The sequence below is a fragment of the Vibrio panuliri genome, from assembly GCF_009938205.1.
GTDB classification, from domain to species: Bacteria; Pseudomonadota; Gammaproteobacteria; order Enterobacterales; family Vibrionaceae; genus Vibrio; species Vibrio panuliri.
In genome coordinates this window covers 592,292-606,519 of sequence record NZ_AP019654.1, presented here as the reverse complement: position 1 = coordinate 606,519, position 14,228 = coordinate 592,292, and the positions used below count along the sequence as shown (strand labels likewise).

Genomic DNA, 14,228 nt, shown 5'->3' with positions numbered 1-14,228 from the left:
GTGCCTCTCCTTAAACACACACTCTTTGTAAGTGTATAAAAGAATCCGCGACAACGCTTCGAGAGTGTTCAAGAAATAGACAAGAGTTATTGAACACTCTCAAATTAGTCCGCTTAAAGCCGCCATTAACCAATGGTTAATGGCAACCTCCAATCGATCGGCTGCAAGTTTTGTTGCATCAATAGTTGATTGGTCTGTGAAAAGTGTTTGCAGCCAAGAAACCCACGGTGAGCAGAGAGCGGAGATGGGTGAGGCGCTGCTAATACATGGTGCTTGTTGCGATCAATAAAGCGGCCTTTTTTCTGGGCATGTGCTCCCCACAACAAAAACACCACTCCCGAGTTATGCTGATTGATCGCCTCAATGACATGATCGGTAAACGTCTCCCAGCCCGTAGTCTTAGCATGAGAGTGCGCTTTACCCTGTTCAACGGTTAGCACAGTATTGAGTAGCAAAACTCCCTGCTCAGCCCAACTTTGTAGATAACCATGGGAAGGGATTTCAAACCCTTCAATATCTTGCGCTAACTCTTTGTACATATTGACTAATGACGGCGGCGTTTTCACCCCCGGCAGCACAGAGAAGCACAAACCATGCGCCTGATTAGGACCGTGGTAAGGGTCTTGTCCCAAAATGACTACTTTTACTTGGTTAAACTCAGTCGCTTTAAATGCATTGAACACATCAGCAGTAGGAGGAAAGATCGTCTTACCGTTCGCACGTTCTTGTTCAACATAGTTCATCGTTTGTTGAAAGTAGTCTTGCTGCTTTTGATCACCAATTACGTCATGCCAAGTGAGTGTCGAGGTCATGATTTGTTCCTTCTACTGAAATGAGGACATCTATTGTCGCAAAAAAGCAGTGACGGAACAAAACCTTACTATCAGTGATTAGCGGGACACCTTACGTTGTGGCGTTCGAAAGTGTCCCTGACCAGTAATATGACGATTGGGTACCGGTCGACGCACGAGTTGAGAGCGTGCTGGCAAAGTCATTGTATACATAGCGGCCTCCTTTAAGGTTTAAAGCTACTATGAAAAATTGATGCCACTTTAATCAGACGCGTGACTAATGCGCCCTATTCACTTACCGCTAACTGATGAAAAGTTCGCAGTTGCTCTATCTCTTGTTGCCAAAGTTCGGGCTCTATTGTTTCTAATATCAGAGGGATAGCATTAAAACGAGGGTCCTTGGCGATGTATTCAAAGCAGTGCCAACCAATCTCGCCTTTACCCAGTGCATGGTGTCTATCAACGCGACTCCCTAGGGCTGACTTTGAATCATTGATGTGCATTGCACGCAAATAATGCATCCCAACAATGCGGTCAAACTCTGCAAAGGTCGCTTCACACGCTTCAGGTGTTGAGAGGTCGTATCCCGCAGCAAACGTGTGACAGGTATCAATACACACCCCAACACGACTTTTGTCTTCTACCTGCTCGATGATCTCGGCAAGGTGCTCAAACTTCCATCCTAAGTTCGAGCCTTGACCTGCAGTGTTTTCTATCACCGCGATAACGTTTGGTACCGCCTGATGCGCTAAGTTGATCGACTCTGCTATTTTGCTCAAGCATTCTTGCTCGGAGATCTTATTGAGGTGACTCCCCGGATGAAAGTTAAGCAAGGTTAACCCCAGTTGCTGACAACGCGCCATCTCATCAATAAATGCGGCACGAGATTTCTCCAGCTTTTCTTCCTCTGGTGCACCTAAGTTAATCAAGTAGGAATCGTGCGGCAAAATCTGCTCTGCGGAAAACCCTAGCATTTTGCAATTCGCTTTGAAGGCACTGATGGTTTTTGGCTCTAAAGGCTTAGCCACCCACTGGCGCTGATTTTTAGTAAACAGTGCAAATGCATTCGCTCCAATCTCACGTGCTCGGAGTGGTGCTTGATCGACACCACCTGCCGCAGAAACATGGGCACCAATATACTTAATTTGTGACTTTGATCTCATTGTCATTTAACCACTTTACTCTTTCAGTTTGGCTACCAAAATACAGGTAGTTAGCTTAATTCATAACCATCAAAAACGGTATTTTGTAGTAAATTTACAACAAAATAACCATTTAACTATTTTTTAATTTATAAAATATTTTGTAATTGACAGTTTTTAAAGACTTTATTGATTTAACTCAACAAATTCACCTTCAAAAAATTAAGGTTTTTAGTTGTAATTTGACCTAAATCAATATTATTATAATGGATATTAGCTATATAATACTTAGCTCAACAAATAATTGAAAATTAACACCAATAAAAGCCACTATATTGTGGAATAGGAGAGAGTGATGATTCAAGGTATTCAAATTACTAAAGCAGCTAACGACGATCTACTAAACTCAATCTGGCTACTAGACAGCGAAAAGAATGAAGCACGTTGTGTTGCTGCATCTGCTGGCTACGAAGCGGACCAAGTTGTTGCAATCAGCGAGCTAGGTGAATACGAAAGCCGTGAAGTTGCCATCGAAGCTGCACCAAAAATCGAAGGTGGCCAACACCTGAACGTAAACGTACTACGTCGTGAAACTCTAGAAGACGCAGTTGCTCACCCAGAGAACTACCCACAGCTAACTATCCGTGTATCAGGCTACGCTGTGCGTTTTAACTCTCTAACTCCAGAGCAACAACGCGACGTTATCGCTCGTACTTTTACTGAGTCTCTATAATTTCAACTGCCACTCGGCACTAAAAATTAGACACTAAATTCGAAAAGCAGGCGCAAGCCTGCTTTTTTCTTTTTATCGAGCCAAAGCCGATGAAAAGAGCCCGCAACAAAAAACGACACTCACCACGGGTGTCGTTTTTGTATACAAGCGAAGATCCTTTGGTTAGATTGATACAATCATTCCACTTTGTCATTAATTGTTATGTTACTGGAAGGCATCGAGACGCTCATCACGCTTAGCAAAGCCAAAACCATGAGTCGAGCAGGCAGCCTGCTCTATATTAGCCAGTCAGCCGTCAGCAAGCGGATTTCTAACCTCGAAAAGAAGTTGGGTAAAAAACTGATCGTCCCCGATGGCAGAAATGTCCAGTTAACTGATGATGCGCTTAATCTTATCGCAAACATCGGCCCAACATTTAATGAGCTCAGGGGGCTGATTTACGAACAGCAGAGCATGGTTGAATCAAGCATGATTAGGCTCGATTGCTCAGAAACGTTAGTGGCAGGATATCTAGCTGACATTTTAGGTGGCTATTTTAGCCAAGAGCCTTATATCACGCTGACAACCAACCATACGCCGCGGATCGTTGAGAATGTGCAGTCAGGTAAAGCGCATATTGGTATTTGTGCGGGCTACCTCCCCTCTCAACACCAGTTGATGACCTTTGCGCTGTTTGATGAACCTTTTTACATCGTATCCAAACCGCGTTTAACCTCACTCCCAGAAACCATTATTACGAATGATTTGAGTAATCCAGCGAATACTTACCAATACGCTATTCTAACTCAGCTCAATGTCACTCCGATCATGCAAATGGACTCTTACATGGCCGCAGCACAATTAGCCTTAAGCGGTATTGCTCCTGCCTTAGTTCCGCTTTCTGTAATTAAAACATTGCAGATCGGCCAGCAGCACTGTCATCATTTTGATCAGCTACGACCACTTTCGCGACCAATCAATATTTGTCTACGTCCTTCAACTTATCGCAATGAGCGCATTAAAACATTGATAGCAACCATTGTTGATGCTGCTCCCAAAGCAGCTTACTTGCCATCAGCATAGACATAGTGATAACCAAAGGTCGAATCCAACGCTGTCCTTTGGTGACCACAACGCGGGCGCCAAGTTGCGCGCCAATAAATCCGCCGACCGCCATGACCAGTCCCAGTTCCCAAATTGGCAAACCAGCCAAGATAAAAAACAGCAATGCTGCAATGTTGGAGGTAAAGTTCAGCACTTTGGTCCGTGCTGTCGCATCGACCAGAGAATATTGTGCGATCGCGACAAAGCAGACAGTAAAAATGGAGCCGGTACCAGGGCCAAAAAAGCCGTCATAAAAACCGACACCACCACCAACACAAAGGGCGAATACCGCTTCAGGTAACTTGCTCTCGCCCTGTTCGGCCTTCGTTGTCGGGGCAAGCAAAAAGTAGAGTGAAATCGCAATCAACAAGAGCGGGATTAAGCTAGTTAGTACACCCGCATCAATATACTGCACCGCTTCAGCACCTATTGCTGAACCAATAAAAGTGCAAGCAATGGCTAAGCGCATTTCTTTTAGATTAACAATGCCGTTGCGCACAAAATACCAACTGGCAGAAAAGCTACCAAATGAGCTTTGCAATTTATTGGTGGCGAGCGCTTGAGTAGGAGGCACGCCTGCTGCAAGTAACGCGGGTAACGTTAATAAGCCGCCGCCACCAGCCATCGCATCAATAAAGCCCGCCGCTGTGGCAACTAACGCAAGCATCGCAAGAATTTCGAATGTCATTTCCATTTATGGCTCAATCACTAAGTCTGTTGTCTGAAGCTAACGTTATCATTTCTTATTCAATCGAGTTAGCGAAAGGTTCGATTACAACCTATTCCTAATTTTCAACAATTCAATGCCGACTAGAATCGCTACTGAACCACTCTTACTGGTATCAAGTTAAAAAAAAGCCCACTCAGTTGAGTGGGCTATTGATTATCTTTTTTACTCGTTAAGCTTGGCTAGCTTTTACTTTAGCGTGTAGCTCTTGCACTGATGTTACTGAGCTCTTCGCATCCGCAGTGTGTGCCATACACGTTGCAAACGCTGCGTTTAGCGTTGTAGTGTAGTTCACCTTCTCTGCGAGTGCGCCACGACGAAGTACTTTAGAGTCTTCAATCGCTTGGCGACCTGCTGCCGTGTTAACAATGTAGGTGTATTCATTGTTCTTGATGCGGTCAAGAATATGAGGACGACCTTCATGTACCTTGTTCACTAGACGAGGGTTGATGCCCGCTTCACCAAGAATAACCGCAGTACCGTGAGTCGCATCAAGTTGGTAACCCAGCTTAACTAGCTTAGACGCTAGGTCAACGACACGTTGCTTGTCTTCTTCACGAACTGACAGCAGCGCACGACCACCTTCAGGGTAAACACTGCCACAACCTAGTTCTGCTTTCGCGTATGCTTCAGCAAACGTTGCACCCACACCCATAACTTCACCCGTAGAGCGCATTTCAGGGCCCAATAGTGGGTCAACGCCAGGGAATTTGTTGAACGGTAGTACCACTTCTTTCACTGAGTAGTAAGGTGGAATAATCTCTTTAGTAAAGCCTTGCGACTCAAGAGATTGACCCGCCATTACACGTGCAGCGATTTTCGCTAGTGGTGCGCCGGTTGCTTTTGATACGAATGGAACCGTACGTGCAGCGCGAGGGTTAACTTCGATGAGGTAAACTTCGTTGTCTTTCACTGCGAACTGCGTGTTCATTAGACCACGTACACCCAATTCAAATGCGAGCTTCTCAACTTGCTCACGCATCTTGTCTTGGATCTCTTGGCTTAGCGTGTATGCCGGTAGCGAACATGCTGAGTCACCAGAGTGAACACCTGCCTGCTCAATGTGCTCCATGATGCCGCCAATCACGACGCGCTCGCCGTCACAGATAGCATCGATATCCACTTCTGTTGCGTCATCTAGGAAACGGTCAAGTAGGACTGGCGATTCGTTCGATACGCTTACCGCTTCATTGAAGTAGCGACGCAGGTCCGCTTCATCGTAGACGATTTCCATCGCACGACCACCCAGTACGTAGGAAGGACGTACCACCAGTGGGAAACCAATTTCTTTCGACTTCTCAACCGCTTGTTCCATCGTCGTTACTGTTGCGTTTTCTGGTTGTAGTAGACCTAAACGCTCTACTGCAGCTTGGAAACGCTCACGGTCTTCCGCACGGTCGATAGCATCTGGGCTAGTACCGATAATTGGCACACCTGCCGCTTCTAGTGCACGTGCCAGTTTCAGAGGCGTTTGACCACCGTACTGAACAATCACACCTTTTGGCTTTTCAACGCGTACGATTGAAAGCACATCTTCAAGCGTTACTGGCTCGAAATATAGACGGTCTGATGTATCGTAGTCAGTTGATACTGTCTCTGGGTTACAGTTAACCATAATGGTTTCATAACCGTCTTCACGCAGTGCTAGTGATGCGTGTACACAGCAGTAATCGAACTCGATACCTTGACCGATACGGTTTGGACCACCGCCCAATACCATGATCTTCTCTTTGTCGCTTGGGTTTGCTTCACACTCTTCATCGTAAGATGAGTACATGTATGCAGTATCTGATGAGAACTCTGCTGCGCAAGTATCAACGCGTTTGTACACAGGGTGGATGCCAAACTGGTCACGTAGGCGACGAATTTCGCTTTCCGACACACCAAGCAGTTTAGATAGACGCGCATCAGCAAAGCCTTTGCGTTTCATCTGACGTAGAACCGCTTCCGTTAAGCCAGCAAAACCGCCCGCTTTCACTTGCTCTTCCAGTTTCACTAGCTCTTCAATTTGCACAAGGAACCAGCGGTCAATTTGGGTCAAGTTGAACACGCCATCTACTGACATGCCCGCACGGAATGCATCAGCGATATACCAAATACGCTCAGCGCCCGCTTCTTTCAGCTCATGACGGATTTTAGTCAGTGCATCTGGTGAATCTAGGTCAACCATTTCATCGAAACCATTGGCACCTACTTCTAAGCCACGTAGTGCTTTTTGTAGTGATTCCTGCTGGTTACGACCAATCGCCATAACTTCACCCACCGACTTCATCTGTGTGGTTAGACGGTCGTTTGCACCGGCAAATTTCTCGAAGTTAAAGCGAGGAATCTTAGTCACAACGTAGTCGATAGTCGGTTCGAATGACGCTGGCGTCGCACCACCTGTGATGTCGTTTTGTAGCTCATCTAGCGTAAAGCCCACCGCCAGTTTCGCTGCAATCTTCGCGATTGGGAAACCTGTTGCTTTTGATGCAAGCGCAGATGAACGAGATACACGTGGGTTCATCTCGATGATAACCATACGGCCATCTTTCGGGTTAATACCAAACTGTACGTTTGAACCACCAGTTTCTACACCGATTTCACGTAGTACCGCTAGCGATGCATTACGCATCAACTGGTACTCTTTATCGGTTAGCGTCTGCGCAGGCGCCACGGTAATTGAGTCACCAGTGTGGATACCCATTGGGTCGAAGTTCTCGATTGAACATACGATGATACAGTTGTCCGCCTTATCGCGAACCACTTCCATCTCGTACTCTTTCCAACCGATCAAAGATTCATCAATCAATAGCTCATTCGTTGGCGACAAGTCCAAACCACGGCGACAGATTTCTTCAAATTCTTCTTTGTTGTAAGCGATACCACCACCAGTACCACCCATGGTAAATGACGGACGGATGATACATGGGAAGCCAACCATATCGAGCACTTTATAGGCTTCTTCCATGGTTTTCGCTGTATCTGCACGCGGACACTCAAGACCGATAGACTTCATGGCTTTGTCGAAACGAGAACGGTCTTCCGCTTTATCAATCGCGTCAGCCGTCGCACCGATCATCTCTACGCCGAACTCAGCTAAAACACCATGCTTCTCAAGGTCTAAAGCACAGTTTAGAGCTGTCTGACCACCCATGGTTGGCAGTACTGCATCTGGACGCTCTTTCTCAATGATCTTGCGTACCACTTCCCATTGAATTGGCTCAATGTAAGTGGCATCCGCCATCTCTGGGTCCGTCATGATAGTCGCAGGGTTCGAGTTCACAAGGATAACTCGGTAACCTTCTTCACGCAGTGCTTTACATGCTTGTGCGCCAGAGTAGTCAAACTCACATGCCTGACCGATAACGATCGGACCAGCACCTAGAATAAGAATACTTTGAATGTCAGTACGTTTTGGCATTATCTACTACTCCGAATTAAGCGCTGTGTTTTTTAATTAGTTCGATAAAGTGGTCAAAAAGCGGTGCCGCATCATGTGGGCCTGGGCTCGCTTCAGGGTGACCTTGGAAGCTAAATGCTGGCTTATCTGTGCGGTGGATACCTTGCAGCGAGCCATCAAATAGCGATACGTGAGTAGCACGTAAATTAGCTGGTAACGTATTTTCATCAGCAGCAAAACCGTGGTTCTGCGACGTAATCATTACAACGTTACGGTCTAGGTCTTTAACTGGGTGGTTAGCACCATGGTGGCCAAACTTCATTTTTACTGTTTGTGCTCCAGACGCTAGCGCAAGAATTTGGTGACCAAGACAGATACCGAAAATTGGTAAACCTTTCTCTAGGAATACTTTGGTTGCTTCAATCGCGTAAGTACATGGAGCTGGGTCGCCAGGGCCATTTGAAAGGAAAACGCCATCTGGATTCAGTGCTAACACTTCCTCTGCTGATGTTTCAGCAGGAACCACTGTTAGGCGGCAGCCGCGGTCAACCAACATTCGTAGGATATTGCGCTTGGCGCCGAAGTCGTAAGCCACAACGTGGTATGGCAACTCGCTGTCATCTTTCGCTTCTGGAAGACCACCCTCGAGCGTCCACGAACCTTGTTTCCATTGATACGCTTCTTGTGTTGTAACTTCTTTCGCAAGGTCCATACCTTTCAAGCCAGGGAATTCTTTCGCTTTTGCCAGCGCCAACGCTTCGTCTAGGTTGTTACCTGCAACGATACAACCATTTTGTGCGCCTTTTTCACGCAGAATACGAGTGAGCTTACGGGTATCAATATCAGCGATGCCGACGATATTTTGCGATTTGAGGTAATCAGAAAGGGACTGTTCGTTACGGAAGTTAGAAGCGATAAGAGGGAGATCGCGAATCACAAGGCCTTGAGCGTGGATTGAAGAGGATTCTTCGTCTTCGGAAGTGGTTCCGGTATTGCCAATGTGAGGATAAGTAAGAGTAACGATTTGCTGGGAATAGGAAGGATCAGTGAGGATTTCTTGGTACCCCGTCATCGAGGTATTAAAAACGACTTCACCAACGGAAATACCATCCGAACCAATGGACACTCCGCGGAACACTGTCCCATCTTCTAGGACTAACAGTGCTAATTTACTCAAGACAACCTCCAGAATAAAAATGCATAAATAATAAATTAATTTGCAACTTTGCCTTCCATTTCGCAATAAAAACGCGTTTTTTGGTATTACAGACAAATTGGCGTAATTCTAAAGATGGTTGTGACCAGTGTCAACATTGATAATAAAATAAAATGCAGTTTTAGAAAGATTCACAAGAAATGAAGCCAAACTAGCTAAAATAATAACTTTATCGCGCATTGTTAGTGTGATTTTGCCAACATTTTTCAATTCACCCCAAAAACGCCGCATAAAATTGACTAACAAAGTAAATGAACGAAAGCAAACGTTACGCAAGAAAGATAAGCTACTTTTTTAAGCCTTTAACCCAATTTAATCAGCATAAGCTAGTTATGAGACAATAAAAGTAATGATTTTTCGACAGTGAAATGAGATTAAAGCGAGGAGCATTGATCGCTAGATAAAGAAAGCGCCAGCCTTGGCTGACGCATAATTATTTATTTTAGAATGAGAGAAGAGTTCATACCCTCAATGTGCAATTTGATGACTAAATATCGTTTAATCCAAGCACATCAGTCATAGTATAGAAGCCTGACTGTTTATTATTTAACCACACCGCCGCTTTTACCGCGCCGTTTGCAAAGGTCATACGGTCCGTCGCTTTGTGAGTGATTTCGACACGCTCACCAATGTCGGCAAACATCGCGGTATGCTCACCGACGATATCACCAGCGCGAATAGTGGCAAAACCAATTTCATCTTTAGTACGTTCACCTGTAATACCCTCGCGAGCATAGACGGCGACATCGCTGAGCTTATTACCCATTGCTCCCGCAATCGCCTCACCCATACCAATCGCTGTACCAGATGGCGCATCCACTTTATGACGGTGGTGTGCTTCGACGATTTCTACATCGCAGTAGTCCCCCATCACCTTGGCCGCTTTTTCTAACAGTTTGAAAACTAGGTTAACACCAACAGAATAGTTAGGTGCCATCACGACGGGTACTGCTTTCGCCATTTCATCAATAAGCTGACGCTCTTGGTCAGTAAAACCTGTCGTACCAATCACAATGCTTTTCCCATGAGCTTTACATAGCTCTAGGTTTGCCAATGTGCTGGCAGGGGAAGTGAAATCGATAATGACGTCGAAGTGATCAACGGCTTTGGCTAGGTTATCAGTTAGGACAATGTCTAGCTTCCCTTCGCCACATAATTCACCAATGTCGACACCAACAAGCGATGATTCAGGACGTTCAGAACCCGCGCCTAATTGAGACTCTGGGTTTAGCTGGGTTGCTTTAACCAAATTGCGGCCCATGCGGCCGGCTGCTCCTGCAACTGCAATTCTAACCATTGCGAGATTTCTCCATGCTAAGTAACAAGATGAGATGATCCTCATCTTGTATAAAAGATCTTCGTATCTAAATTACCAATAAACGGTTGTGCTGGCTAGTTTTTTGCGACATTGATCATGAAAATTCTTTTATGACACGCTGTAAAATTGGCACGTTTGCCTCTGGAAACTGATAGTTATCAAGCTGATTGATTGTTACCCATTCTCCCACTTGTCCCTCTCGACCAAAAGGCTCACCTGAAAAATCAGTGACTAAAATAAAATCAAACTTAAGTGACTTATCCGGGTAGTCATACTCTAAATGCTCAAACAGCGATTGCTCAGTCACTAAGATACCAATCTCTTCATCAAGCTCACGCACCATCGCTTGCTCAATCGTTTCCCCCAGCTCAACTTTGCCGCCAGGAAACTCCCAGTACCCGCCCTTATGTTTATCATCAGGGCGCTTAGTGATAAAAATCTGCGACTTATCCTGATTAAATATCACTGCCGCTACGATATGAATACGCTTCATGTGAAAATTCCCCAAATTAGAATGCTTAACTGGCCATGCATCCTCATGAAGACGCAAAGACAACAGCACGCTTGCACGTAAAACCAGATTCCCTACTACGCTCATTCTTCGCTTTAGGGAATGACAAATAGTGACTTCATTCCTCGCTATAGGGAATGACGCGGGTAGTCACTTCACGACAAGCAATGACATAAATAGTGACTTCGCTACAAGACACACTACCAATAGCCAAGCACAAATTTTACCTAAAAAAAGAGCCGCCCTAAGCGACTCTTCATACAATACCTAAGTTTCTTGAAGCTAACCAAATACTAAGATTGATTAAGCTTAAGCTGTAATGGCTTAGAACAAGGCAGCGACGCGCAGTTTACATCTGTAAATGAGCATCGCTAACGCTGTAATCAGCCGTTACAGTAACGCTTTAATTAATCTTGCCGTGGCACTGCTTGTATTTTTTGCCGCTACCACATGGACATGGCTCATTACGGCCTACTTTACGCTCATCACGTACCACTGGCTGTTGAGCACCTGCTTCAGCATTATCTTCGCCATCAGCAAGTTGGTTTTCAGCTGTTGCGTGCTGTGCTTGAGCATGGCGAGCTGCCGCTTCAGCTTGTGCACGACGTTGCTCTTCCATACGTTCAACTTCTTCTTGCTGTTGAACTCGAACGCGCGAAAGCACTGTAATAACATCCGTTTTCAGCGAGTCTAGCAGACCTTCAAACAGTTCAAACGACTCACGCTTGTACTCTTGTTTCGGGTTTTTCTGTGCGTAACCACGTAGATGGATACCTTGGCGTAGGTGGTCCATCGCCGCTAGGTGCTCTTTCCACAGTGTATCAAGCGTTTGCAGCATGACTGATTTTTCGAAGTTGCGTAGTACTTGTGCACCAACCACTTCTTCTTTAGCGTTGTATACTTCAATCGCTTGATTGACGATCTTCTCGCGCAGCGCTTCTTCGTATAGCTTGTCGTCCGCTTCTAGCCACTCTTTCACTGGCGCATCAAGATCGAAGTCATTTTTCAGACGATCTTGCAGACCTTGTACATCCCACATTTCTTCAAGAGATTGTGGCGGGATATATTCGTCAATAATTGCGTTGATCACATCAAAACGGTTTTGCTCAATCATCTCGCTAATGTCTTCAACGCTCATTAGCTCATCACGCAACTCATAAACTACTTTACGCTGATCATTTGCAACGTCATCGTACTCAAGTAGCTGTTTACGAATATCAAAGTTACGACCTTCTACTTTACGCTGTGCTTTTTCAATTGAGCGAGAAAGCATCTTCGATTCGATTGCTTCACCTTCTTCCATACCACTTTGGATAAGGCTAGCCATACGATCAGAAGTAAAGATACGTAGCAGCGCATCTTCCATTGATAGGTAGAAACGTGAAGAACCTGCGTCACCTTGACGACCAGAACGACCACGAAGCTGGTTATCGATACGACGAGATTCATGACGTTCAGTACCGATGATGTGTAGACCACCAGACTCAAGCACTTGGTCATGTACTACGCGCCATTCTGCTTTGATGGTATCAATTTGCTCTTGCGTTGGGTTGCTTAGCTGTTCAACCTTCGCTTGCCAGCTACCACCAAGCACGATATCGGTACCACGACCCGCCATGTTAGTAGCGATAGTGACTGCACCAGGTGTACCTGCTTCTGCTACGATTTCCGCTTCTTTCTCGTGGAATTTCGCGTTCAATACGTTGTGCTTAATGTTGGCCTTTTTCAGTGCATTGGAAAGTAGCTCAGACTTTTCAATCGACACGGTACCCACTAGCGATGGTTGACCTTTAGCAACGCGCTCTTTGATATCTTCAATAATTGCGGCAAATTTTTCTTGCTCAGTACGGTACACCACATCTGGCATATCGTCGCGAATCATTGGTTTGTTGGTTGGGATAACCACTGTTTCCAAACCGTAGATAGATTGGAATTCGAATGCTTCTGTATCCGCTGTACCTGTCATACCTGACAGTTTTTCGTAAAGACGGAAGTAGTTCTGGAAGGTAATCGATGCCAGTGTTTGGTTTTCATTTTGGATCTTAACGCCTTCTTTGGCTTCCACCGCTTGGTGAAGACCTTCAGACCAACGACGACCCGGCATTGTACGACCCGTGTGTTCATCAACAATGACCACTTCACCTTGTTCGTTAACGATGTAGTCAACGTTAATTTCAAACAAGACGTGGGCACGTAGCGCAGCATTAACGTGATGTAACAGGCTGATATTCGCTGGTGAGTAAAGAGTATCACCCTCTTCCATCAAGCCGTTCTTAATCATCAACTCTTCAACAAACTCTTGGCCTGTTTCAGTAAGATGCACTTGCTTAGATTTCTCATCAACCGTGTAGTGACCATCACCACGGTACTCTTCTGAGTCTTCCTGATCTTGTTTTTGCAGATGTGGGATTAGAGTGTTGATGCGAGTGTATAGCTCTGAGCTATCCTCTGCAGGACCAGAAATGATAAGTGGTGTACGAGCTTCATCGATTAGAATCGAGTCCACTTCATCGACTACCGCAAAGAAGCGTTCACGTTGTACGCGGTCTTCAACACGGAATGCCATGTTGTCACGTAGGTAGTCAAAACCAAATTCGTTGTTTGTACCGTAAAGAATATCAGCTTGGTAAGCTTCTTTTTTCTCTTGAGGCGGCATGTTTGGCACGTTTACGCCAACAGTCATACCTAGGAATTCAAAGAGTGGGCGGTTTGTTTCCGCGTCACGCTTGGCAAGATAGTCGTTCACCGTAACGATGTGAACCCCTTTGCCTGGCAGCGCGTTTAAGTATGCTGGCAATGTTGCGGTCAGGGTTTTACCTTCACCAGTACGCATCTCTGCGATTTGACCCGCGTTAAGTACCATACCACCGATAAGCTGTACATCGAAGTGACGCATACCATATACACGCTTCGATGCTTCACGTACGGTTGCAAATGCTTCAGGCAGCAACTTATCTAAGTCTTCACCTTGTTCTAAGCGTTGGCGGAACTCGACCGTTTTTGCTTTTAGTTCTTCGTCAGATAGAGCTTCAAACGTTGGCTCATAGTTATTGATTTCTTTTACAATTTTTCTCAGGCGACGCAGTGTTCTGTCGTTGCGACTGCCAATAATCTTTGTCAGTAGCTTAGTTATCATCTTGTGTGAATCTCTCTATCAATCGATCGGCACGATCTCTACTTAATGCCTTCAGTCTCTTTCAGTTTTGAACTAAGAATACTGTGTTAAATCATTAATCACAGATATTGTGGTGAGAACTTAGATTTTCAAGGCGTTAAATCATATTAATAACGGAGTAGTGTAAGGTCTTTTGCCCTCAACAACCAA

Annotated in this window: 10 protein-coding genes; 2 read left to right on the top strand and 8 right to left on the bottom strand. The window is 45.3% G+C overall.

Annotated elements, in window-relative coordinates:
• Positions 1-125 precede the first annotated feature (125 nt).
• Entirely contained in the window at positions 126-812 is a 687-nt protein-coding gene (gene ung, locus GZK95_RS02810; RefSeq protein ID WP_075709951.1) for a uracil-DNA glycosylase, read from the bottom strand.
• A 266-nt stretch (positions 813-1,078) separates the two neighbouring features.
• Positions 1,079-1,960 (bottom strand): deoxyribonuclease IV, encoded by an 882-nt coding sequence (gene nfo, locus GZK95_RS02805; protein ID WP_075715317.1) that lies wholly within the window; start codon positions 1,958-1,960, stop codon positions 1,079-1,081.
• 328 nt (positions 1,961-2,288) lie between these two features.
• Here nfo and grcA point away from each other — a divergent pair, with 328 nt between their 5' ends.
• Together grcA and GZK95_RS02795 are read left to right on the top strand one after the other, a co-directional pair.
• Positions 2,289-2,666, top strand: a complete 378-nt coding sequence (gene grcA, locus GZK95_RS02800) for an autonomous glycyl radical cofactor GrcA (RefSeq protein ID WP_075709947.1) — start codon at positions 2,289-2,291, stop codon at positions 2,664-2,666.
• Between the two features lie 201 nt (positions 2,667-2,867).
• A complete protein-coding gene (locus GZK95_RS02795; RefSeq protein WP_075713647.1) occupies positions 2,868-3,728 on the top strand; it encodes a LysR family transcriptional regulator in 861 nt (286 codons plus the stop codon).
• On the opposite strand, the gene GZK95_RS02790 is transcribed toward GZK95_RS02795, so the two are convergent.
• The 6 genes from GZK95_RS02790 to secA all read right to left on the bottom strand — a co-directional run bounded on the left by GZK95_RS02790 (position 3,664) and on the right by secA (position 14,039).
• Positions 3,664-4,443 carry a TSUP family transporter gene (locus GZK95_RS02790; RefSeq protein WP_075709943.1) on the bottom strand — a complete coding sequence of 260 codons (780 nt, stop codon included), beginning with the start codon at positions 4,441-4,443 and terminating at the stop codon, positions 3,664-3,666. The genes GZK95_RS02795 and GZK95_RS02790 overlap by 65 nt on opposite strands.
• A gap of 205 nt (positions 4,444-4,648) precedes the next feature.
• Positions 4,649-7,879, bottom strand: coding sequence for a carbamoyl-phosphate synthase large subunit (gene carB / locus GZK95_RS02785; protein ID WP_075709941.1), 3,231 nt, complete (start codon positions 7,877-7,879; stop codon positions 4,649-4,651).
• Between the two features lie 16 nt (positions 7,880-7,895).
• On the bottom strand, positions 7,896-9,035 hold the full coding sequence (carA, locus tag GZK95_RS02780) for a glutamine-hydrolyzing carbamoyl-phosphate synthase small subunit (RefSeq protein ID WP_075709939.1): 1,140 nt from the start codon (positions 9,033-9,035) through the stop codon (positions 7,896-7,898).
• Positions 9,036-9,561: 526 nt separating this feature from the next.
• A complete protein-coding gene (gene dapB / locus GZK95_RS02775; protein WP_075713649.1) occupies positions 9,562-10,371 on the bottom strand; it encodes a 4-hydroxy-tetrahydrodipicolinate reductase in 810 nt (269 codons plus the stop codon).
• Positions 10,372-10,486: 115 nt separating this feature from the next.
• A complete protein-coding gene (gene mutT, locus GZK95_RS02770) occupies positions 10,487-10,885 on the bottom strand; it encodes an 8-oxo-dGTP diphosphatase MutT (protein WP_075709935.1) in 399 nt (132 codons plus the stop codon).
• A 421-nt stretch (positions 10,886-11,306) separates the two neighbouring features.
• The gene (secA, locus tag GZK95_RS02765; protein WP_075713651.1) at positions 11,307-14,039 is read right to left on the bottom strand and encodes a preprotein translocase subunit SecA; all 2,733 of its coding nucleotides are present in this window, start codon (positions 14,037-14,039) and stop codon (positions 11,307-11,309) included.
• Between the last annotated feature and the right edge of the window lie 189 nt (positions 14,040-14,228).

Excerpts from the sequence above, each read along its gene's own strand:
- carB (WP_075709941.1), bottom strand. The coding sequence starts at position 7,879 with ATGCCAAAACGTACTGACATTCAAAGTATTCTTATTCTAGGTGCTGGT.
- mutT (WP_075709935.1), bottom strand. The coding sequence starts at position 10,885 with ATGAAGCGTATTCATATCGTAGCGGCAGTGATATTTAATCAGGATAAG.
- GZK95_RS02790 (WP_075709943.1), bottom strand. The coding sequence starts at position 4,443 with ATGGAAATGACATTCGAAATTCTTGCGATGCTTGCGTTAGTTGCCACA.
- dapB (WP_075713649.1), bottom strand. The coding sequence starts at position 10,371 with ATGGTTAGAATTGCAGTTGCAGGAGCAGCCGGCCGCATGGGCCGCAAT.
- GZK95_RS02795 (WP_075713647.1), top strand. The coding sequence starts at position 2,868 with ATGTTACTGGAAGGCATCGAGACGCTCATCACGCTTAGCAAAGCCAAA.
- ung (WP_075709951.1), bottom strand. The coding sequence starts at position 812 with ATGACCTCGACACTCACTTGGCATGACGTAATTGGTGATCAAAAGCAG.
- secA (WP_075713651.1), bottom strand. The coding sequence starts at position 14,039 with ATGATAACTAAGCTACTGACAAAGATTATTGGCAGTCGCAACGACAGA.
- grcA (WP_075709947.1), top strand. The coding sequence starts at position 2,289 with ATGATTCAAGGTATTCAAATTACTAAAGCAGCTAACGACGATCTACTA.
- nfo (WP_075715317.1), bottom strand. The coding sequence starts at position 1,960 with ATGACAATGAGATCAAAGTCACAAATTAAGTATATTGGTGCCCATGTT.